The organism is Alienimonas chondri (assembly GCF_013036045.1).
GTDB classification, from domain to species: Bacteria; Planctomycetota; Planctomycetia; order Planctomycetales; family Planctomycetaceae; genus Alienimonas; species Alienimonas chondri.
Genome location: NZ_WTPX01000063.1, coordinates 1 through 20,759, shown reverse-complemented (window position 1 = coordinate 20,759; position 20,759 = coordinate 1). Strand labels below are relative to the sequence as shown.

Annotated in this window: 17 protein-coding genes; 10 read left to right on the top strand and 7 right to left on the bottom strand. The window is 67.7% G+C overall.

All coding sequences use genetic code 11. The features are described from left to right. Positions 1–197: 197 nt before the first annotated feature. Both LzC2_RS11105 and pyrE read left to right on the top strand, forming a co-directional pair. Entirely contained in the window at positions 198–1,808 is a 1,611-nt protein-coding gene (locus LzC2_RS11105) for a helix-turn-helix domain-containing protein (protein WP_171186862.1), read from the top strand. A 112-nt stretch (positions 1,809–1,920) separates the two neighbouring features. Next, positions 1,921–2,478 carry an orotate phosphoribosyltransferase gene (gene pyrE / locus LzC2_RS11100; RefSeq protein ID WP_171186859.1) on the top strand — a complete coding sequence of 186 codons (558 nt, stop codon included), beginning with the start codon at positions 1,921–1,923 and terminating at the stop codon, positions 2,476–2,478. An 84-nt stretch (positions 2,479–2,562) separates the two neighbouring features. Here pyrE and LzC2_RS11095 read toward each other — a convergent pair whose 3' ends face one another. From LzC2_RS11095 to LzC2_RS11075, 5 genes are all read right to left on the bottom strand, one after another. Next, positions 2,563–3,459: an alpha/beta fold hydrolase gene (locus tag LzC2_RS11095; RefSeq protein WP_171186856.1), complete on the bottom strand. Its 897-nt coding sequence runs from the start codon at positions 3,457–3,459 to the stop codon at positions 2,563–2,565. After that, complete coding sequence (locus tag LzC2_RS11090; protein ID WP_171186854.1) at positions 3,456–4,667, bottom strand: aminotransferase class I/II-fold pyridoxal phosphate-dependent enzyme; 1,212 nt, start codon at positions 4,665–4,667, stop codon at positions 3,456–3,458. The genes LzC2_RS11095 and LzC2_RS11090 overlap by 4 nt, the downstream gene beginning before the upstream one ends. After that, the gene (locus LzC2_RS11085) at positions 4,664–5,857 is read right to left on the bottom strand and encodes a M24 family metallopeptidase (RefSeq protein WP_171186852.1); all 1,194 of its coding nucleotides are present in this window, start codon (positions 5,855–5,857) and stop codon (positions 4,664–4,666) included. Before LzC2_RS11085 ends, LzC2_RS11090 begins: the two co-directional genes overlap by 4 nt. A gap of 41 nt (positions 5,858–5,898) precedes the next feature. Next, the gene (locus LzC2_RS11080) at positions 5,899–7,461 is read right to left on the bottom strand and encodes a cryptochrome/photolyase family protein (protein ID WP_171186850.1); all 1,563 of its coding nucleotides are present in this window, start codon (positions 7,459–7,461) and stop codon (positions 5,899–5,901) included. Between the two features lie 104 nt (positions 7,462–7,565). After that, positions 7,566–8,309 carry an SDR family NAD(P)-dependent oxidoreductase gene (locus LzC2_RS11075; RefSeq protein ID WP_171186848.1) on the bottom strand — a complete coding sequence of 248 codons (744 nt, stop codon included), beginning with the start codon at positions 8,307–8,309 and terminating at the stop codon, positions 7,566–7,568. A 138-nt stretch (positions 8,310–8,447) separates the two neighbouring features. Here LzC2_RS11075 and LzC2_RS11070 point away from each other — a divergent pair, with 138 nt between their 5' ends. From LzC2_RS11070 to LzC2_RS11055, 4 genes are all read left to right on the top strand, one after another. Next, on the top strand, positions 8,448–9,425 hold the full coding sequence (locus tag LzC2_RS11070; RefSeq protein WP_171186846.1) for a ZIP family metal transporter: 978 nt from the start codon (positions 8,448–8,450) through the stop codon (positions 9,423–9,425). 79 nt (positions 9,426–9,504) lie between these two features. After that, on the top strand, positions 9,505–13,542 hold the full coding sequence (gene hrpA, locus LzC2_RS11065; protein ID WP_171186844.1) for an ATP-dependent RNA helicase HrpA: 4,038 nt from the start codon (positions 9,505–9,507) through the stop codon (positions 13,540–13,542). A gap of 118 nt (positions 13,543–13,660) precedes the next feature. Continuing rightward, on the top strand, positions 13,661–14,299 hold the full coding sequence (locus tag LzC2_RS11060) for a protein-L-isoaspartate(D-aspartate) O-methyltransferase (RefSeq protein WP_171186842.1): 639 nt from the start codon (positions 13,661–13,663) through the stop codon (positions 14,297–14,299). A gap of 70 nt (positions 14,300–14,369) precedes the next feature. Then, entirely contained in the window at positions 14,370–15,041 is a 672-nt protein-coding gene (locus LzC2_RS11055; protein ID WP_171186840.1) for a hypothetical protein, read from the top strand. Between the two features lie 84 nt (positions 15,042–15,125). Here the strand turns inward: LzC2_RS11055 and LzC2_RS11050 are convergent, their stop codons facing one another. Next, positions 15,126–15,932 (bottom strand): glutaminyl-peptide cyclotransferase, encoded by an 807-nt coding sequence (locus LzC2_RS11050; RefSeq protein WP_171186838.1) that lies wholly within the window; start codon positions 15,930–15,932, stop codon positions 15,126–15,128. Positions 15,933–15,967: 35 nt separating this feature from the next. Beyond that, on the bottom strand, positions 15,968–17,353 hold the full coding sequence (locus LzC2_RS11045; protein ID WP_171186835.1) for a dihydroorotase: 1,386 nt from the start codon (positions 17,351–17,353) through the stop codon (positions 15,968–15,970). A gap of 116 nt (positions 17,354–17,469) precedes the next feature. On the opposite strand from LzC2_RS11045, the gene tdh reads away from it, so the two are divergent. The 4 genes from tdh to LzC2_RS22965 all read left to right on the top strand — a co-directional run bounded on the left by tdh (position 17,470) and on the right by LzC2_RS22965 (position 20,642). After that, positions 17,470–18,501: an L-threonine 3-dehydrogenase gene (gene tdh / locus LzC2_RS11040; RefSeq protein ID WP_171186833.1), complete on the top strand. Its 1,032-nt coding sequence runs from the start codon at positions 17,470–17,472 to the stop codon at positions 18,499–18,501. Between the two features lie 45 nt (positions 18,502–18,546). Then, a complete protein-coding gene (locus LzC2_RS11035) occupies positions 18,547–19,107 on the top strand; it encodes a Uma2 family endonuclease (RefSeq protein WP_171186831.1) in 561 nt (186 codons plus the stop codon). Positions 19,108–19,109: 2 nt separating this feature from the next. Continuing rightward, positions 19,110–20,303: a glycine C-acetyltransferase gene (locus LzC2_RS11030; protein ID WP_171186883.1), complete on the top strand. Its 1,194-nt coding sequence runs from the start codon at positions 19,110–19,112 to the stop codon at positions 20,301–20,303. Between the two features lie 78 nt (positions 20,304–20,381). Then, positions 20,382–20,642, top strand: a complete 261-nt coding sequence (locus LzC2_RS22965) for a DUF1883 domain-containing protein (protein ID WP_171186881.1) — start codon at positions 20,382–20,384, stop codon at positions 20,640–20,642. Positions 20,643–20,759 lie beyond the last annotated feature (117 nt).

The window sequence follows — 20,759 nt, the reverse complement described above, 5'->3', positions numbered from 1 at the left end:
ATCGGATGGGCGCGCGGGGCGGAGGGCCGGTTCGGCGGCGCGGATCCTGCCGGCGCCGGCAGTCCGGGAGGGCGTCCGCTGGGCGCCCGCGACGAAAACCGCTTGAACCGGCCGTATCGGCGGGGAAGACTGATCGGCCTGATGTGGACAGGTTCTGTCCGCCCCCGCCTATCGTGATCCTCCCGCCGACCGAACGCATGGCCGCCAAGAAGTACCTGTCGCTCGAAGAGGCGGCCGAGCAACTCTCGATGCCCGCCGAGAAAGTCAACAAGCTGCGGGCCGATGGGCAACTCCGCGGCTTCGCGGATCGCGGCACCTGGAAGTTCAAAGCGGACGACATCGAAGAGTTCGGCCGTTCTTTGCAGGTCTCCAGCGACCCGGACGTGCCCCTGCTGGACGACGACGCTTTCGATCCCATGGGCGACGCCTCCGACGGCGGCTCCGCGCTGGACGACGGCGACTCCCTCGATATCCAACTGCCCGGGCAGGCCGACGACGACGGCCTGGCCGACGAACCCACCATTGTCCGCGGCGGGCCGGGCGACGTCAGCGACAGCGACGTTCGCCTGTCGGTCGACAGCGGCGTGGGCGACCTGTCGGACGATTCCAGCGGTCCGATCGACCTGTCGGATTCGGATAGCGACGTCCGGCTGATCAGCGACGAATCCAGCGTGCTCATCGGCGGGGGCGGCAGCGGCAGCGACAGCGACGTGCGGTTGATCGCTGACGACAACTCCGGCATCGCCCTGGCCGACGACGACGACAGCGACGTGGCCCTCGTGTCCGATTCCAGCTCCTCCGGCGGCGGCTCCAGCGCGGTCGGCGGCAACGTGTTGGACGACGATCAGCCGACGGACGGCTTCGATCAGGACAGCCAACTGACGCTGGGCGCCGACAGCGGCATCATGCTCGACAGCCCGCTGGACAGCGGGATCGCCTTGGAGGGCGCCAGCGGCGTGCTGGTCGGCGGCGACGACAGCGACGTGAGCCTCGCCGACGACGACAGCGGCATCGCCCTGGCGGACGACAGCGAAACCCCCAGCGCCATCGACCCGGACGACTTCGCCGGCGGCGAGGACGGCTCCAGCATCATCTTGTTGGGCGACGACAGCGGCATCGCCCTGGCCGGCGATAGTTCGGGCTTGATGGACAGCGGCGTCGCGGACAGCGGCATCGCCCTGGACTTCCTCAACGAAGACAGCGACGGACCTGCTCCGACGCAATCGCTCGCCGCGGCCGGCGCCGGCGCCGCGGCTGCGGCAGCCGCCTCGCGGGGCGGCGGAGCGACCGAAGCGGATATGGAGGCTCTCGACGACGGGGGATACTCCGTCGCCGACGACGAAGAAGGCGAGGCCGACACTTCCGTCATCCTGTTCGAGGACGACGACGAAGACGACTTCGACGACGTCGAGTCCAGCGCCGGTCAGAACACCAGCCAGTTTGAACTGGAAGAAGACTTCGACGAGTTCGAGTCCGACTCCACGGCTTCCGGCAGCATGGTCTCCGCGGAGATGCTCTCCGACGACTCCGAAGACGACATGGACGTGTTCGAAGCGTCCGATGCCGACTTCGAGGACGACGACTTCCAAAGCGGCGCCAGTCGGGCCGATTTCGCCCCCGCGGGCTACGCCCGCGCTCCCGAAGCGGAGTTCGACCCGGTGACCGTCAGTCTGTTGGGCGCCGGCACGCTGTTGCTGCTGTTCGTCGGCGTGCTCTCCTTCGACCTCGTCCGCAGCATGTGGGGCGTGAACGAACCGGGCGTCTTCAGCCAGACGATCCTCGATTCGATCGGCAAGTCGCTGTATTGATTCCGCTTCGCGGGAAGCTCCAAGACCAAGAAATCAAGAACTAAATTGATCTCTGCGGTCGAGGGTCTACGGCTGCCTACTTCTTGGTTCTTGATTTCTTGGTCTTGGAATTTTGACCTCTCAATACGATCGCGACGCCCTCCACGCCCTGATCCTCGATCGGGCGTTGAAGTTCGGCGACTTCACGCTCGCCAGCGGGAAGAAGAGTTCGCACTACCTCGACGGCAAGCAGGTCGCCCTGCATGCGCGGGGGTTGCGGCTGATCTCCGCGGGGTTCCTCGAACTGGCCGCGGATTGGCAGTACGACGCCGTCGGCGGGATGAGCATCGGCGCCGACCCGCTGATCGGCGGCGTGCTGACGCTCGCGGAGCGTGAGGATCTGGTCGGCGCGATGATTCGTAAAGAGGCCAAGGGGCACGGCACCGGCCAGTACGTCGAGGGACCGTTGCAGCCCGGTCAGTCGGTGCTGGTGGTCGAAGACGTGGTGACCACCGGCGGGTCGAGCCTGAAGGCGATCAAACGCCTCCGAGACTTCGGCGCCGTGGTCTGCGGCGTCGTCGCGATCGTCGACCGTTTGCAGGGCGGCGAAGCCGCCTTCGCCGAGGCCGGCGTGCCGCTGAAAACCTTGTTCACGGTGAAAGACTTCGGCATCGACCCGCCCGCCGAGTGAGCCGGCCCGGTCCCCGGGCACCCGGTTGAGATGCAGGCATTCTTGGGGATGCGTGCGTCGGAGGCACAGCCCTTCGTCGGATTTTCAGTTACCTACGAACTGCTTTAGCGCGTCGCAGTAGCGTTCCGGTTCGTCTTCCATCACGAGGTGGGCCGCGGGGAGAGTGACGGTCTCGGCCTGTGGCAACCGCTCCTGAAACTCCTTGAGGAACGGCGGGCCGAAGCACCAGTCTCGCTCGCCCCACAGCAGCAGCGTGGGCTTCTCCGCGAGCTTCGCCAGCCCTTCCTCCACCTCGACGAGGTGCGGCCAACTGGGGTGCTTCGGCGTCGTGGGCACGTCCTGCACGAATCGATGCAGTGCGACCCGATCGTTCCAGTTGGGGTAGGGCCAGACGTACCCGCTGCGGATCGCGGAGGTGATCTTCGAAGGATTCGCCACGCCCTGCCGCATCAGTCCGCGAACGAACAGGTTCGGCCCCCGCACCAGCAACCCGCCGACCGGACTGCGGGCCAGGCCGATCTGCCAGGGCATTCGCTCGCTGCGGAACGCCGCCGTGTTCGACAGGACGAGCTTCGAGAACCGCCCCGGCTCCCGCGTCGCCGCGAGCAGCCCGATCGGCCCGCCCCAGTCGTGCACAACCAGCGTGACGTCGTTCAAATCGAAATGCCGGACGAGGGCGAGCAGGTTCTCCGCGTGCCGATCGAGTCGGTAGGGGTAGGTCGCCGGCTTGTCGCTGCGGCCCATCCCCACGTGATCGACCGCGATGCAGCGATGCGAGCCCGCCAGCGCCCGCATGGCGTTGCGGTACATCCACGACCACGTCGGGTTCCCATGCACGAACAGCACAGGGCTGCCCTCGCCGGCTTCGACGTACGCCATCGCGTGCTCCGCTTCGCCGTCGCCGCGAGGCGGCGCGAACTTGTGAAAGCTCGCCCCCTCCGGGAACCCGCTGCGGATGAAATCAGGGACGGTGTCGCTCACGCGGCGCTCGTTTCGGGGGAAGACGAGAATAGGGCGATGAGCGCATCGGCGAGCCCGTCGACGGCCTCGTGCGGATGCGCGGCGGAAAGCGAGATACGAAGCCGGCTGGTCCCCCGCCGCACCGTCGGCGGGCGGATCGCGGGCACGAAGAACCCGGCGTCGGCAAGACGCTCGGAGGCCCGCACGGCGGCGTCCGGCTGGTTCAGAATGACGGGAAGAATCGGGGATTCGCCGCTGCCGGAGACGGGAAGGTCGGCGTGCGTCAGCCGTCGGCTGAGGAACCGCGCGGACCGCCTCACCCGCTCCCCAAGGGTCGGGTCGGATTGAATCCGCAACAGGTTTGCGGTCGCGGTCGCGGCGACCGCGGGCGGGAGCGCCGTGCTGAAGATGTGGCTCTTCGCCGCGTGCCGCAGGTAGTCGCAGACAACTTTCGACGCTGCGACGAACCCGCCGGCGGCGCCGACCGCCTTGGAGAGCGTTCCGGTCAGCACGAGACGCTCATGCGGGAACCGCCAAATCTTCTCCAGCGAAGTCGTCTGCCAACTCTGTCTGGGATAGATCCCGGTGGCGTGGGCCGCGTCGCAAATGACCACGGCGCCCGCCTTCCGCGCCGCGACGAGCACGCTCCGCAGGCGGTAGTACCCGTCGCCGTCCATGCTGAAGACCTGTTCCGTCAGGATCCAACGCCGTCGGGCGTCGCGTTCTTTCGCCAACGACCGCTCCAACCGCTCCGGATCGTCCCTCCGCCAGACCCGCAATCGCCCGCCGCCGAGCTTCGCCCCGTCGACCAAACAGGCGTGGCAGTCGCGTTCTACGAACACGGCGTCGCCGGGGCCGGTGAGGGCCGAGACCGTGCCGAGGTTCGCCGCGTAACCGGTGGGGAAGACGACGGCGTCCTCGGTGCCCTCGAACTCCGCGATCGTGCGTTCCAGTTCCGCGATCTCCGGCGAGCGGCCGACCACCGCGGGTGACGCCGTCGCGCCGTGCGGTAACGCAGAGGCTCCGCGGAGCCTCTGCGTTACGAGAGCTTCGCTTGCCAAGCCTAAATAATCGTTCGAGCCGAAGTTCCACAACTCCCGGCCGTCCATCTCCACGCGGCCGCCGGGCAGCGTGCGGCAGATGCGGGTCGGGCGGCGCAGCCCCTCGCGGTCCAGTCGATCCAGTTCGTCGCCGACCCACGCCAGCGGGTCGGCTGCGGGATCCGTCACGGCTTGAGGGCGATGCGGTGATTGCTGAGCCGCTCGTAGCCGTCGGCGGTGATGCGGTAATTGTGCTCGACCCGCACGCCGCCGATACCGTCCTGGTAGCTGCCGGGCTCAAGCGTCACCACGTCGTTCTCGCGGAGCACGTCGTTCGACTCCGGCACCTCGATCGGCGGCTCCGGGTGCCCCATTCCCAGGCCATGGCCCGCGTGATGGGAGAGCTTGCCGAAGCCGGCATCCACCAGCACGCCGCTGCACGCGTGGTACACGTCGGCGGCCTTCGCCCCGGCCTTCAGCACGCCCTCGCCGGCCGTCATCGCGGCGACGCAGGAGTCGTGCAGGCGTTGCTGATCCGCGGTCGGTTCGCCCACCGCGTAGGTATTGGTGAAGTCGCTGCGGTAGCCGTGGACTACGTAAGAGTAGTCCAGCGTGTACAGGTCGCCTTCTTCCAACCTCTCGCCGACCGGCAGCCCGCCGGCTTTCGGACGGCTCGCATTGTTCTTGCGGAAGTCGCCGTAGACGATGCCGGGCCGGCCGGCGGATTCGTTACAGGCGACGGCGACGGCGTTATAGACGTCCAGGTCGGTCACCCCCGGGCGAATGACTTCGAAGGCCCGCGCATGACCGGCGTCGCCGGCCTTCATGGCGATGTTCAAACATTCGATCTCGTCCGGCATCTTCTGCCGCCGCAGGTCGCGGAGCAGAGAGCCCAGCGTCGCTCCTTCGCCCAGGATGTGGGAGTCGAAGTGCAGTTCGGCGTCGGTTTGCAGGCTGTCGCGGCAGATTTCGCCGACCATCGCCGGGCACCATTCCGCTTCCAGCAGCGTCTTGCCGCCGATCGACCCCTTCTTCGCCAACGCCGCGAACGTGGCGTGATCCCGGTTCACGACGCTGTGGGCGTGGTCGTACCAACTCGTTTCGAGAAACGAGTCGCAGATCGCTTCGCCGTCGGCGCTCTTGGCGGTGAAGTTGTCCGCGGCGAGCGTCGCCGTGCCGGCGCCGTGGGAGTTCGGCCCGCCGTCGCGTTCGAGCAGCAGGATCGCCCGCTCGCCCCGGCTGAAACAGAGGGGTTGGACACGGAAATTCGTCAGGTAGCTGACGTGTCGCGGGTCCGCGACGATGCAAGCGGTGATCGATTCGGGCAGCCGCGCCCAGAGATTCGCGCGGCGCTGACGGCAGCCAGGTTCGGTGAGCATCCGGGCAGTTTCGGGATCGTCCGCCAAACCGCAAGCGGGGGTTAGGCCGCACCCCCCACGCCCCATTCGTCCCGCAGTTCGTCGGCCCGGCACTGCGTCGCGGGAAGTTCGCCTTTGTCCCGCTTGCGACGGACGTTGGCGATCTGAAACTTCATCCGGTGGTTCTTCCTGAAACGGTCCTCATGCCGAGCGAGGAAGTCCCAGTAGAAGACGGTCTGCGGGCAGGCGTTCTCGCCGGCGCTTTGCTTGGGATCGTATCGGCAGTTCGAGCAATAATTCGACATCTTCGAGATATAATTGCCGCTCGCGCAATAAGGCTTCGTGCCGACCACGCCGCCGTCGCCGTATTGGCTCATGCCGAGGGTATTCGGCAGCGACGCCCAGTCGACGCTGTCGAGGTACATCTCCACATGCCATTCGTGGAACCGCAGCGGGTGCACGCCGAGGTTCAAGGCGAGGTTTCCCAGCACCATCAGGCGTTGGATGTGATGCGTGTAACCGTGGTCGATCACGCTTCGCATCGCCCCGGCGACGCAGGCCATGTCCGTTTCGCCGGTCCAATAGAACGCGGGGAGGTCAGCGTGAGCGTCCAGGTGATTGCGCTCGGCGTACTCCGGCATGAACCGCCAGTAGACGCCGCGGACGAACTCCCGCCAGCCGAGGATCTGACGGACGAAGCCCTCGACGCTGTTCAGCGGGGCGGCGCCTTTCTCGTAGGCTTGCACGGCGTGTTTGAGGCAGTCCCGCGGGTCGATCAGCCCGAGGTTCAACGGGGCACTGATCCGGCTGTGGTACAAGAAATCCTCGCCGTCCCACATCGCGTCTTCGTACATCCCGAACTTCGGCAGGTCGCGGGCGATAAAATCTTGCAGCATCCGCTTCGCCCCCTTCGCGGAGACCGGCAGCGTGAAATGCTCCAGCCTGCCGGGGTGGTCGGCAAAGCGGCCGGCAACCAGGTCGATCACCTCCTCGGTAACCCAATCCGGTTCGAACCGGGAAGGGCCCAACCCGCTCGGCGGCGGGTCGCTCGCGGAAAAACTCTCGCGGTTGTCGTGGTCGAGGTTCCATTTTCCGCCGGCCGGTTCGTCGCCGTCCATCAGCACGTCGAGTGTCTTTCGCATGTGCCGGTAGAAGCTCTCCATCAGCAGCCCGCCGGGGCGACCGTCTGCCCAAGCATCGAATTCCTCGGTCGAACAGAGGAACCGCCGATCCTCCCGCACTTCCAACGGCAGGCCGAGTGATTCCGCTTCAGCTTGCAGCGCCACGAGCACGCGGTGGTCGCCCGGTTGCACGACGATCAGCCTCTTCGGTTCGTGTTCCTCCACGTCGTTCCGCAACACTTCGCGGAAGCTGCGGCCGCGGTCTTCGGCGCGGTCGACCGTCAAGGCGTGATAGACGACCTCGAAATCCCGCTCCTCCAACTCGTCGCGGAAGGCCCGCATGCAGGCGAAAAAATAGGCGATCCGTAGCTTGTGTTGCTTGAAGTAGGTCGCCTCCTCCTCGACTTCCGCCATCCACACCGCGTCGCGGTCTTTCTTAAACCCCTTCAGGGCCAGCGAATCGCGGTTCAGCTGGTCGCCGAGGACAATGACGAGGTGACGCATGGCTGTGCGGGAGTGACTGTGTTGGAACCGCGACCGTCAGGGAGCCGGCTCTCTGCGGCCGCGAATCACCAGAGCCGGCTCCCTGACGGTCGCGATTCTCAACTCTACGAGCGCTTCTGATTTTTCACCACGACGGCGCTCATCCCGCCGTCGACGCCGATCTCCTGGCCGGTGATCCAGCTGTTGGCCGGGTCGAGCAGGAAGGCGACGGCGGCGGCCACGTCACCGGGTTCGCCGAGGCGGTGCAGGGCGTGCATGTCGCGGCTGGCCTCAGCGGCGGCGTCGTTCTGCCAGACGCGGGCCGTGAGCTTCGTTTGGGTGAGGCCGGGACTGACGCAGTTGAACTGCAAGCCGCGGTTCGCGTAGGTCGCTGCGGCGGAGAGCGTCAGGCCCATCACCCCCGCCTTTGCGGCGGCGATCGCCTCATGGGAGTGCACGCCGATTCGCCCGGCGACGCTGCCCATCAGCACGACGCTGCCGCCGTCCCGCATCGTCTTGCCCGCAGCTCGCACGCAGTAGAAGGCGCTGTCGAGGTTGGTGGCGATGGTCTCCCGCCACTCTTCGTCGCTGGTGATGTGGGCGGCCTTCATCATGAAGGAGCCCACCATGTTCGCGGCCCCGGCGAAATCGTCCCCGAACGCCTCCTTCGCGGCTTTGAACGCCGCGGTGACGGACTCGCCGTCGGTCGCGTCGAACTCCAGCACGTCGGAGTCGGTCTCCGCGGCGAGGTCCGCCAGTCGGCCGACGTCGCGGGCGGCGAGCAGCGTGCGGTGGCCGGCGGCGTGCAGGCGACGAACGAGCTCGGCGGCGATGTCGCTGCTCGCCCCAAGGATTAGAAAGCCGGACATGAGGGGCGGATTGTGCGATGAGGAGGGCGAGGACGGAGGCGTTCTAGAAACGAAGGTCGCCGGTGACAGGGGCGGCGTTGCCGCATCGTCGGAGGCTCCGCATGATGCCGCGCCGTTCCCGACGTCTCCGCGCCCGCAATGCCCCCCGCCGCCGCCTCTCTCGGGGGGACTTCCGCGTTTCTGGTGCTCTGCGTCTACGCCCTCGCGGTGGGCGCCGCGAGCCTCGCCGGCGGGGCGTTGCCGGGTCGGGTGACGCTCACCCACTTGCGGCTGCAGTTGGCGATGAGCTGCGTGGGCGGGTTGATGCTGGGCGTGGCGTTGTTCGGCCTGATCCCGCACGCCGCGGCCAGTTTCGGGCGGGTCGAACCGGCTCTGTGGGGCGTGGCGTTCGGGCTGCTGGGCATGTTCTTTCTACTGCGGTTCGCCCCGTTCCACTCGCACGAGCCGCCCTCCGTCGTGGAGCACGCCGGCGGACACGACGGCTGCGGGCACCCGCAGCATGACCCGCATCCCAGCGCCGCGGGCTGGGCCGGGGCGGTGTTCGGGTTGGGCGTGCACGCGTTGATCGACGGCGCCGCCTTGGCCGCGGCAGTCCGGGGCGGGCATGCCGGCGTCGGGTTGGCCGCGCTCCCCGGACTGGGGGCGTTTCTGGCGATCGCCCTGCATAAGCCGCTCGACGCCGTGACGGTGATGACCCTCGCCCGCACCGCCCCCGCGGGCACCTGGAGCCGCCGCCATCCCCGCATGCTCAACGCGGCGTTCGCGGCGATCGGGCCGATCGGGGCGATCGGGTTCTACCTGCTGGCCGGATCCCTGCCGGCGGAGAACGTCGTGACCGGCGCCGCGATGGCCGTCGCCGCCGGCGCCTTCCTCTGCATCGCCCTGTCCGACCTGCTGCCGGAATTGGAGTTCCATTCCCACGACCGCATGAAGCTCTCCGCGGCGCTGTTGATCGGCGTCTCCGTGGCGGCGGGCGTCGAACTGTTCGCCCACGGCCACGTTCACGGCCCGCTCGCCCCGGCGAACGACGAAGAGGGCGGCCCGACGCACGTCCACGAACACGGGCACCCGCACTCCCATGGACTCTCGACCGACTCCCGGCGGGACTCTCGTTGACTCCCCGCTGTCTCCTCGGCGCTTCGGCGCCGGACCACGCGGTTGCCGCCGCCGCCGATCGGCCGACAATCCCCGCCCGATGAGCGACGCCCCCCCGAAGAAGCGCCGCCGCCGCAAACGCAAACCGGGCGGCGGCGGAGCGGCCGGCTCGAACCCGCCGAACGACGGCGTCACGCTGCCCGCGGAGGAGGTCCGCGGCCGGGTCGATCTGGTCGTCGAACGCCTCAACGCCGGAGTGATGGTCGCGGACCGGTTCAAGATCGAAGCGGGGCTGAAGACCGTTCTGCATCGCCTCAAGCAGGATCAGGCGCTCTCGCGGGCCTTGGACCGGCTCGAGCAGGACGCGACCCGCAGCGGGGAGCGCTTCGACGCCCGCCGAGAGACCGTTCCCAAGGTCTCCTATCCCGGCGAACTGCCGGTGACGGAGCGGCGGGACGAACTGGCGGAGACGATCCGCGACAATCAGGTCGTCGTCGTCTGCGGCGAGACCGGCTCCGGCAAGAGCACGCAGCTGCCCAAGATCTGCCTCGATCTCGGCCGTGGCGTCGCGGGGATGATCGGCCACACGCAGCCCCGGCGAATCGCGGCCCGCAGCGTCGCCAGCCGGGTGGGGGAAGAATTGGGCGTCTCCAACCCCACGGTCGCCCATAAGGTGCGGTTCACGGACCAGACGACCGACAAGACGCTGGTCAAGCTGATGACCGACGGCGTGCTGCTGGCGGAGACGCAGTCCGATCGATTCCTGAACCGCTACGACACGATCATCGTCGACGAGGCGCACGAACGGTCGCTGAACATCGACTTCCTGCTCGGCTACCTCAAACGACTGCTGCCGAAGCGGCCGGACCTGCGGCTGATCGTCACCAGCGCCACGATCGACGTCGCCCGTTACAGCGAGTTCTTCGGAACCGGCGAACCCGGTTCCGAAGACTTCAAACCGGCGCCGGTGATCGAAGTCAGCGGCCGCACCTATCCGGTGGAGATGCGGTATCGCCCGCTGCCGGAGCCGGACGAAAACGACCGCCAGCCGGAGCCGGAGGAGCACCTCGCCGACGCCGTCGCGGAGGTCTGTCAGGAAGGTCCCGGCGACGTACTGGTCTTCGTGCCGACGGAGCGGGACATCCGGGACGTGTCCGACGCACTGCGGGGGCGCCGCTTCCCCGGCGGCGGCTCGACCGAGATCCTGCCGCTGTACGGCCGGCTCTCCGTGAAGGAGCAACAAAAAGTCTTCAAACCGTCGACCGGCCGGCGGGTCGTGGTGGCGACGAACGTGGCGGAATCGTCGCTGACCGTGCCCGGCGTGCGGTACGTCGTAGACACCGGCACCGCCCGCATCAGCCGCTACGCGGCCCGTACCGGGGTGCAGCGGTTACCGATCGAAGCGGTCTCCAAGGCCAGCGCCCGCCAGCGGGCGGGGCGGTGCGGACGAGTCGGGCCGGGCGTGTGCGTGCGGCTGTATTCGGAGGAGGACTTCGAGAGCCGCGAGGATTTCACCCCGCCGGAGATCCAGCGTTCGAACCTCGCGGGCGTCATCCTGCAGATGGCGACGCTGAAGCTGGGGACGATCGATCAGTTCCCGCTGCTCGACCCGCCCCGGCCGGCCAGCATCCGGGACGGCTACGAGACGCTGACGGAGATCGGCGCCCTCGATGAGGAATACTGTCTGACCGACCTCGGCCGCACGCTCTCGACGATGCCGGTCGACCCGCGGATCGGGCGGATGGTCGTCGCCGGGGCGGAGGAGGGCGTGCTGGCCGACGTGCTGGTGATCGCCTCGGCGTTGGAGATGCAGGATCCCCGCGATCGACCGGTCGACAAAAAGGGCGCCGCGGACGCCGCACACGCGCCGTTCCTCGACAGCAGCAGCGACTTCCTCACGCTGCTCAACATCTGGAACTGGTATCAGGAGCGCCGCAAGTCGCTCTCTCGCGGCAAGCTGATGAAAGCCTGCCGACAGAACTTTTTGAATTCGATCCGACTCCGAGAATGGTCGGACGTGCATCGGCAACTGGCCGACCTCGCCCGTTCCGCGAAGCTGCCCAAGCGAACCCACAGCGGGGAGAGCTACGACCCGCTCCATCGCGCGTTGCTGGCCGGGCTGCTCGGCAAGGCGATGTACCGCCCGGACGACGGCCCGGAGTACACGGCCGCCGGCGGGGTGAAGTGCGTGCTCTGGCCGGGGTCCGGCATCTTCCGCAAGAAGCCGAAGTGGGCGATGGCCGCGGAACTCGTGGAGACCAGCCGGCGCTACGCACGCACCGCGGCTCGGATCAGTCCGCAGTGGATCGAGCCGCTCGCCCCGCATGTCGTGAAATACGAGTGGAGCGAACCCCGCTGGAACGGCGACTCCGGCAGTTCCCAATGCGACGAGAAGGTCACGCTGTACGGCCTGCCGGTCGTCCCCCGTCGCACCGCGGGGCTGGCGAAGTACGACGCCCTGCTGGCCCGCACGCTGTTCATCCAGCACGGGTTGATCGAATACGACCTGCCCGGCGTCGATCCCGTCGACGGCAGCGGCGGGCCGGAGTTCTTGTACTTCAATCGGCAACTGCAGGCGGAGGCCGAGAAGCTGCAGGCGAAGGCCCGCGGCGCCGATCTGCTGGTCGGTCCGCAGGCCCGGTTCGAGTTCTACGACGAACGACTGCCGAACGTCGTTACGGACCTCCCCCGGCTCAATAAATGGCTGAAAGAAGCGAGCGAGGAGGAGCGGGCCTCGCTGGTGATGGAGCGTTCCGACTTCATCAGAACCGACGCCGCCGAACCGAACGAACAGGAGTACCCGGACGCGCTGAATCTCTCCGGCGCCGAGGCGAAGATCGAATATCGCCTCCGCCCCGGGGACGCGGTTGGAGAGGACGCCGGCGACGGGCTGACGGTGCACGTCGATCGGCAGAACGCCCACCGGCTCAGCGCCGCCCGGCTCGGTTGGCTGGTGCCCGGCTTGCTGGCGGAGAAGGTGACGGCTCTCATCCGCGGCCTTCCGAAAGATCTGCGGACGCGATTCGTTCCGGTGCCGGACACGGCGAAGGAGGTGGTCGGTCTGCTGACGTTCGGCGAGGGCGATCTGCTGCACGAACTGTCCCGCGTGCTGCAACGCATCGGCGGGGAACGGGTGCCGGTCGAATTGCTCGAAGCGATCGAACTCCCGCGGCACCTGCGGATGACCGTCCGCGTGACCGGCGAGGAGGGCGGACCCGCGACCGTCGCGGTGCCGGCCGACGGACGCAGCGAGAAAAAGCTGCTGGCTCCCGCCGCCCCGCCGGAGCAGCGCTTCCACCGCGACGGTCTGACCGAATGGGACTTCGGCGAACTGCCGGAGGCGGTCGAGGTGAACGGCCGCACGCTGTACCCGGCGCTGGTCGACGCGGGGGCCACGGTCTCGGCTCGCCTGTTTGATTCCGCGGAGAAGGCGACCCGCTTCACGCGCGGCGGCCTGCGGCGGTTGCTGGTTCTGGCCGACCCCGCCGCCTACCGCGCCGGGCCGGCGGGCCTGTCTTTGGAGGGGACGGGGGTGACGGCGGATGAATTGCGATTGCTGGTCGCCGACCGGGCGCTGGTTCCCGGCGACGATCCACACGCCTTCGAGCCGCCCCGCAGCGACGCGGGGTGGGCGAAGATGAAGTCGTCTGCAGAGGGCCGCAGGCCCTCCGCGTTACAGGCGGTCAGTGACTTGGCGGGGCGCCTCGTGCCGGCGCTTCAGCAGGTGAAAGCCTCGCTGGACGCCCCGCACCCGCCGGAGTGGGAGGAGGCGGCGCTGGACGTCCTCGCCCAGATCGACGCGCTCACCCCGCCGCGGTTCGCCCTCACGACCGACTGGCCGCGGCTGACGGAGTTCCCCCGCTACGTCCAAGCGGCGAATCGGCGGTTCGACCTGCTGCGGAGCGGCGATCTGAAGGGCGACGGCGAGCGGGAAGACCGCCTCGCCCCACACCGGTCGCGGTTGGAGCGACGGCTGGAACGCTGCGGCTCCCCCGCGGACGTGCCCGGCAAAGTGACCGCGTATCGCTGGCTGATCGAGGAACTCCGGGTCAGCCTGTGGGCGCCGGACCTCGGCCATCCGGTCGGAGTGATCGAAAAGCGGTTGGAAAAGCAGTGGCAACGGGCCAAGCTGGCGTGATGCGGTCATCGCCGTTCGTAGTGGCAGGCTTCAGCCTGCCCCGTGCGGCGTTCCGTGTCTTCCGTCTCGCTTCGCTCGCGGGGCGCCCTGAAGGACGCCACTACGAACGGTCGGTTCAATGCCTGATCCCCATCCCGCCGCCGCGTTTGCGGAGTCCCTCCGCGGTCGGGGGATTGCGGACGAGCGGGTGATCGCCGCCGTCGCGGCGGTCGATCGGGCGCGGTTCATGCCGCCGGGCCAACGCTCCGCCGCCTGGATCGACGCCGCGCGTCCGATCGGCTCCGGGCAAACGATCAGCCAGCCGTCGCTGGTCGCCCGAATGACCGGAGCTTTGGAACTGACCGGCGACGAAACCGTGCTGGAGATCGGCACCGGCAGCGGCTATCAGGCGGCGATCCTCGCCCGTTTGTGCGCCCGAGTCGTGACAGTCGAGCGTCTGCCGGAACTGGCCGATCCGGCTCGAGAAACGTTGGGCGAACTGGGCGTCGAGAACGTGACGTTTCGCACCGGCGACGGCACGCTGGGAGCGCCGGAGGAAGCGCCGTTCGACGCGATCGTCGTCACGGCGGCGGCGCCGGACGTCCCCCCGGCGCTGCGTGATCAACTCGCCGACGGCGGCCGGCTCGTCATCCCGGTGGGGGATCGCTTCACGCAGGAGCTGATCCGGGTTCGGAAGACCGGCAAAGAGTTTGACCGGGAAACGCTGTGCGGCTGCCGGTTCGTCCCGCTGATCGGGGAACAGGGGTGGTCGTCGTAGGGTCCGCTTTGCGGACCGCCTGCGTTGCCTTTCGACTGGCGAGGACGGTCCGCACAGCGGACCCTACGGCATGGACGCCTTCACCCAAGTGCTCGACGCGGTCTTCCAGCGGGTTCAGAACCACTGGATCGAACTGCTGACCGCCGCGGCGTTCGCAGCGGTCGGGTGGTTCTTCGGTCAACGGCGGGCCAAAGCGAACTGGCGGAAGCGGGAGTTCTTCGATCGGGTGAATTTCAGTCTCAACTCGCTGACGGCCGCGGAGAAGCAGACGGACGGCAAGCCCGGTCCGCGGACGCTCCGCATTCGCACGCTGGCGGAGATGAACGCCGGTGACGTGTTCCTCAACACCGCGGCCCGCGACGCCGTCACGGCATCGGCCCGCAAAACGACCGCGGCCGACCCCACCTTGCCGCTGCCGCAGGGGGACTACTGGTTCTACCTCAACGCCGTGTTGAACGAACTGTCCGAACGGTTCGCCGACGGGTGGCTGCGGCGGGATCTCGGCCAGCAGGTCCGCGGGGAGACGTTCCTCATCGCCCTCACCTGCGAGGCCGCGGGGGCGATGCGGCAGCGGAAGATCCGGGCGATGGTAATTCGCAAAGATCTGCTGCTGAACCTACCGGAGACCGAGCCGGCCTACGAGGCGCCCACCCACACGACCCGATGGGAGACGCTCAACACGCTCGCCGCGGAGCACGCCCGCAACCCGTGGAAGTTCCTCGAGGTGGAACTGTGCCTGTGAAGCCGCCCGTTTCGCCGTCGCCGTTAGGCGGCGCGCATCAGCGAGCAGGCGCGCCGCCTAGCGGCGACGGCGAAGCGGGGGGCGCTATTCGGCGTTCGGGCCGGGCCAAGGGACTTCGTAGACCGCCGGCCACATCTTTCCGGTGAGTAACAGGCGCTCGCCTTCGCGGTCCCAGGCGATGCCGTTCAAGACCTTCTCGCGGTCGGTGACGCCGGCGAGCTTCACGAGCGCCGTGCAATCGAGCCAGCCGTTGACGGCGCCGGTGGTCGGATCGATCCGGGCGATGTGCGGGCTGTACCAGACGTTCGCCAGCACCTCGGCGCCGCCGTCCGGACGGCGAACCCATTCCAGTTCGTTCAATTGCGCGACCGGGCGGCCCTGGTCGGCGACCCGCACGCGGCCGGTCACGCGGCCGGTCGCGGGATCGAGGAACCGCAGCACGGCGGTGCCGTCGGAGAGGATGAGCCGCTCGCCGTCGGTCGTCAGGCCCCAGCCTTCGCCGGCGATGCGGAAGCGGCGCTTCAGCGTCAGCGATTCGCGGTCGTAGACGAACCCCCAGCCGCTCTCCCACGTCACCTGAAAGATCTCGTCGCCCAGCACGCAGATGCCCTCGCCGAACAGCCGGGCGTCCAGCTTGCGGAACTGCCCAGTCTCACCAGTGGCGAGATCGACGGTCCGCAGGACGCTCGTGCCCCGGCGGCCGGTGCCCTCGTACAGCACGCCGTCATGCCAGGCGAAGCCCTGCGTAAACGCCCGCGGATCGTGCGGGTAGGCTTTCGTCGGCGTCAGCTTGGTGACCGAGGAATCGTCGCCCAGCGCCGCGAACAACGCGATGCCGGACCCCGTCAGCACGGACCAACCGCAGGCGAAAAGAGCCAACCTGCGGGTCATCGGGCGCTCCTGCGAAAGGGGTTGGGGACGAACGATCAGGCGAGGCCGATGCCGTCCGGCGTGGCGTGGAACCCGCCGCGGGCATGATCGCACCGCACCGCCCGGCCGCGGATCGCCTCGTTCACCGTAGCCGTTCCGCCGGAGCGGGAGAAGACCCGGTTTCCGCCGACGAACGTCTCCACGACCCGACCGGTCAGCGTTTCGCCGTCCCACGGACTCCAGCGGTTCTTGGTGAATTGCTCCTCGTTCCGCACCGTGAACGATTCGGCGGGATCGACGAGGCAGACGTCCGCGTCGTATCCGTCTTCCAGCCGCCCCTTGCCGACCAGCCCCCACACGCGGGCCGGGGCGTCGCACATCGCGGCGGCGATGCGATCGACCGTCACGCCGTTCGCCGGCCCGTGCGTCAGCAGCAGGCTGAGGCTGTTCTCCAGAGCCGGCAGACCGGACGGAGACGCGGGGTAATCGGCGGCTTTCTCGTCCAGCGTGTGCGGGGCGTGGTCAGTCGCGACGACCTGAATCGTCTTCCCCTCGGCGAGGGCCTGCCACATCGCCGCCCGGTCCGTCGCGCTTTTGATCGCCGGGTTCATCTGCACCTTGCTGCCGAGCCGATCGTAATCGCCGACGTCGAACAGCAGGTGGTGCGGACAGACCTCCGCGGTGATCTGCGGACCGGCCTGGGCGATCTCAGCCAGTTCGCCGGCGGTCGAGACGTGCAGCACGTGGAACCGATGATCGTGCCGGGTGGAGAGGTCGATCGCCCGTCGCACGCTGACGACGGCGGCTTCTTCGTTGCGAATGTCCGAATGCACGCGGATCGGCCAGGGCGGGTCGCCGAGGCGTTCCTGTACGGCCTGCCGGTTCGCGCGGACGGTCGATTCATCCTCGCAATGGGCGCACAGCGGGAGGTCGGTCTCTGCGAAGATTCGTTCCAGCGCCGCCTGCGAGTCCACCAGCAGATCGCCGGTGCTGGACCCGATGAAGATCTTGATGCCGGGGGTGCGCCTGCGGTCCGCAGCTTTGAGTTCGTCGATGTTCTCCGGCGTGGCGCCCATGTAGAAGCCCCAGTTCACCAGGCACTTCGCCTCGGCGATTTTGTTCTTCGCCTCCCAGATCGCCCGGGTGGTGGTGTTGGGGACGGTGTTGGGCATCTCCAGCACCGTCGTCACCCCGCCGGCGGCGGCGGCCGTCGTGCCGGTTCGCAGGTCTTCCTTCTGGGTGAGGCCCGGATCGCGGAGGTGCACCTGGTCGTCGACGATCCCCGGGAAGATCAGCTTGCCGGTGCAGTCGACGACCTCGTCGGCCTGTGCGGAGGAGGGGGGATCGACCCTCAGTACCCCGTCTTCGAGCAGCAGATCGACGCGGGTCGTGCCGGTCGGGAGGACGGCGTCGCCGCCGCGGAGCAGAGTGCGAGAGGCCATACCTGTTTCGGCGAACGGGCCGGTGGACGGAACGAAGCGGGGCCGGGAGAATGCCGGTTCGCCTCGCGTCCGTCACGCCCGCTTCCGAAACCGGTCTCCCCGGCCCTTGAGAATCTGTGAAAGCCCTCGTCAAAGCGAAGTCGGAGCCCGGCCTGTGGCTCGAGGACGTCCCGGAGCCGGAGGTCGGCGCCAACGACGTGCTGATCGACATCCAGAAGACCGGCGTCTGCGGCACCGATCTGCACATCTATCAATGGGATAGCTGGGCGAAGAAGACGATTCCCGTGCCGATGGTCGTGGGGCACGAGTTCGTCGGCACCGTGCTCGAGACCGGCTCGAACGTCACGGACTTTCACCCCGGCGAGATCGTCAGCGGCGAGGGGCACGTCGTCTGCGGGCGCTGCCGGAACTGCCTCGCCGGGCGTCGGCACCTGTGCGCCCACACGATCGGGCTGGGCGTGAACCGACCGGGGGCGTTCGCGGAGCGCCTGAGCCTGCCGATGACGAACGTCTGGCATCACGCGGACGACATCGACACCGACGTCGCGGCGATCTTCGACCCGCTCGGCAATGCGGTGCACACGGCGCTGCACTTCGACGTGCTGGGCGAGGACGTGTTGGTGACCGGCTGCGGCCCGATCGGCTGCATGGCCGTCGCCGTGGCCAAGCACGCCGGCGCCCGATTCGTCGTCGCCACCGACCCGAACTCCGAGCGCCGGGCGCTGGCGAAGAAGATGGGCGCCACCCGCACCGTCGATCCGATGGCGGAGACGCTGACCGACGTGCAGGCGGAACTGGGGATGAAGGAGGGCTTCGACGTCGGCCTCGAGATGTCCGGCAACCCGAACGCCTTCCGCGACCTGCTGGCGAACCTCTGCCACGGCGGCAAGTGCGCGATGCTGGGCATCCCGTCGGAGGAGATCGCGATCGACTGGAACACGGTCGTGTTCAATATGCTCACGATCCAGGGCATCTACGGCCGCGAAATGTACGAGACGTGGTACCAGATGACGGTCATGCTGCAGAGCGGCCTGGACATCGCCCCGGTCATCACCAGCCGCTTGCCGTACGATCGATACGAAGAAGGCTTCGCCGCCATGGCCGCCGGCGGCGGAGGCAAAGTGATCCTCGACTGGACGACCGCCTGATGGCCCCGGCTTGCCGTTTCGCGGGGTTCTGATGGAACAGTCTCGATGAGCGAATCGCCCCCCGCAATGGTGACCGCCCAAGCTTATCAACGGCTGGAAGATCCCCGGAACGGTCGATGGACCCTCACCCGCGGAGTTCTGGCGATCCAGCCGTGGCCCGGGCTCTTGCACGGATCGGTGCATGGCCACATGGCCAGCCGGCTGATCGAGCGAGTCGACCTGAAACGGTGGCATGTGGTGAACGTCGGCTGCATTACTCACCGTGATCCCGACACAGTGCGCCAGATCGAAGTCGCTCTCTATAGTCGTGAACGAGTCCGGGGGCGGCGCTGCCCCGTCACCGACTATCCGACAGTCGGACCCGAGCTGGCATTCGAGATCGTGGACGTCGCCGACACGCCGCAATCCGTATTGGAGAAGGTCAGCGATTTGCTCGCTGCTGGCACCGACCAAATCTTCGTGCTCGACCCCGCCCGTCGCACCGCGGTTCTCTACCATCCGAACGACGAGCCGACATTTCTTCGTGAGGAAGATGCGCTTGCGCTTCCCGCGCCGCTCGACGGTTGGATGCCGACCGTCGCCGAACTGCTGTCTGAAGGACACTGACCATCGCCGCTCCGTCCGATCGTTTTCTCTCCCACGTCGCCGCCGAACTCGACGGCATTCGGGAGGCCGGCACGTTCAAGCACGAACGCGTCCTGCACTCCGCACAAGATGCCCGTGTGACCGCCGAGCCCGGCGGGAAGGTGCTGAACCTGTGCGCCAATAACTACCTCGGCCTCGCCGATCATCCGGAGGTGCGGGCCGCCGCCCGGGCGGCGCTGGACGATCGTGGCTATGGGATGGCCAGCGTCCGGTTCATCTGCGGCACGAACGATCGACATAAGGAACTCGAGAACCGGCTGTCCGCGTTCCTGGGAACCGAGGACACGATCCTCTACCCGAGCTGCTTCGACGCCAACGGCGGGTTGTTCGAGGTGCTGCTGAGCAAGGAGGACGCGGTCATCTCCGACAGTTTGAACCATGCCTCGATCATCGACGGCATCCGGCTCTGCAAGGCCCAGCGGTTCCGGTACAAGAACAACGACCCGGTCGATCTGGAGGCGAAGCTGATCGAGGCGAAGGACGCCCGCTTCCGCCTGATCGCGACCGACGGGGTGTTCAGCATGGACGGGACGATCTGCGACCTCGCCGCGGTCTGCGAATTGGCGGACAAGCACGATGCGATGGTGATGTTCGACGACTGCCACGCCACCGGGTTCCTCGGCAAGACCGGCCGCGGCACGCACGAGCATTGCGGCGTGATGGACCGGATCGACATCACCACCGGCACGCTCGGCAAGGCACTCGGCGGCGCCAGCGGCGGCTACACCGCGGCGAAGCAACCGATCGTCGATCTGCTCCGCCAGCGGTCGCGGCCGTACCTGTTCAGCAACGCCGTCGCCCCGCCGATCGTCGCCGCGAGCTTGAAGGTGATGGACATGCTCGAAGCGGACACTTCGCTGCGTGACACCCTCGAAACGAACACGGCGCACTGGCGGGAGAGCTTGGCGAAGACCGGGCTGACCGTGCTGCCCGGCGAGCACCCGATCACCCCGGTGATGCTCGGCAACGCCGCCCTCGCCGGCCGCTTCGCCGACAAACTGCTGGACCGCGGCGTGTACGCCGTCGCGTTCAGCTACCCGGTCGTGCCGAAGGAGACGGCCCGCATCCGCACGCAGATCTCCGCCGCCCACACGATCGACGACCTCACTTTCGCCGCGGAGCAATTCGCCGCGGTGAAGGGGGAGCTAGGGTTGTAGCGAAGATAGAGATTGCATTGGGGGTGTCCGCGTGTATCGTGTGAGCGAACGTTTCCACACTATCTGGTGCTCGACACGATGGAATTCCTGCATACCCGCAAGTACTTGGGGCCGGGGCAGTCGGTGGAGGTGGACTGTGATACCCAGTGCAACGTCATGTTGACGGACGATCACAACTTCACGCGGTTTAAGAGCAGATCAACCCATACCTACTTCGGAGGACATCGGAAGTTCTTTCCGACTGTGTTGACGCCACCCCATGCAGGCTGGTGGAACATTACGATTGACCTCGACGGTCGCGCCGCGACCATCAGGCATTCGATCACGATCCGAGGCTAGAGGCAGGTGGCATCCGTGGCGGGAGTAGGAAGCGACGACGTACGACGAGTTCTGCCTCAAGCATTCAAGCCAGTGGCATGACGGTCGCCCCCGTTACCCGTACCCTCCCCCCATGAC

Coding starts and splice junctions, on each gene's coding strand:
- LzC2_RS22965 (WP_171186881.1), top strand. CDS start 20,382: ATGGAATTCCTGCATACCCGCAAGTACTTGGGGCCGGGGCAGTCGGTG.
- LzC2_RS11050 (WP_171186838.1), bottom strand. CDS start 15,932: ATGACCCGCAGGTTGGCTCTTTTCGCCTGCGGTTGGTCCGTGCTGACG.
- LzC2_RS11085 (WP_171186852.1), bottom strand. CDS start 5,857: ATGCTCACCGAACCTGGCTGCCGTCAGCGCCGCGCGAATCTCTGGGCG.
- hrpA (WP_171186844.1), top strand. CDS start 9,505: ATGAGCGACGCCCCCCCGAAGAAGCGCCGCCGCCGCAAACGCAAACCG.
- LzC2_RS11055 (WP_171186840.1), top strand. CDS start 14,370: ATGGACGCCTTCACCCAAGTGCTCGACGCGGTCTTCCAGCGGGTTCAG.
- LzC2_RS11070 (WP_171186846.1), top strand. CDS start 8,448: ATGCCCCCCGCCGCCGCCTCTCTCGGGGGGACTTCCGCGTTTCTGGTG.
- LzC2_RS11045 (WP_171186835.1), bottom strand. CDS start 17,353: ATGGCCTCTCGCACTCTGCTCCGCGGCGGCGACGCCGTCCTCCCGACC.
- LzC2_RS11060 (WP_171186842.1), top strand. CDS start 13,661: ATGCCTGATCCCCATCCCGCCGCCGCGTTTGCGGAGTCCCTCCGCGGT.
- LzC2_RS11075 (WP_171186848.1), bottom strand. CDS start 8,309: ATGTCCGGCTTTCTAATCCTTGGGGCGAGCAGCGACATCGCCGCCGAG.
- LzC2_RS11105 (WP_171186862.1), top strand. CDS start 198: ATGGCCGCCAAGAAGTACCTGTCGCTCGAAGAGGCGGCCGAGCAACTC.
- LzC2_RS11035 (WP_171186831.1), top strand. CDS start 18,547: ATGAGCGAATCGCCCCCCGCAATGGTGACCGCCCAAGCTTATCAACGG.
- LzC2_RS11080 (WP_171186850.1), bottom strand. CDS start 7,461: ATGCGTCACCTCGTCATTGTCCTCGGCGACCAGCTGAACCGCGATTCG.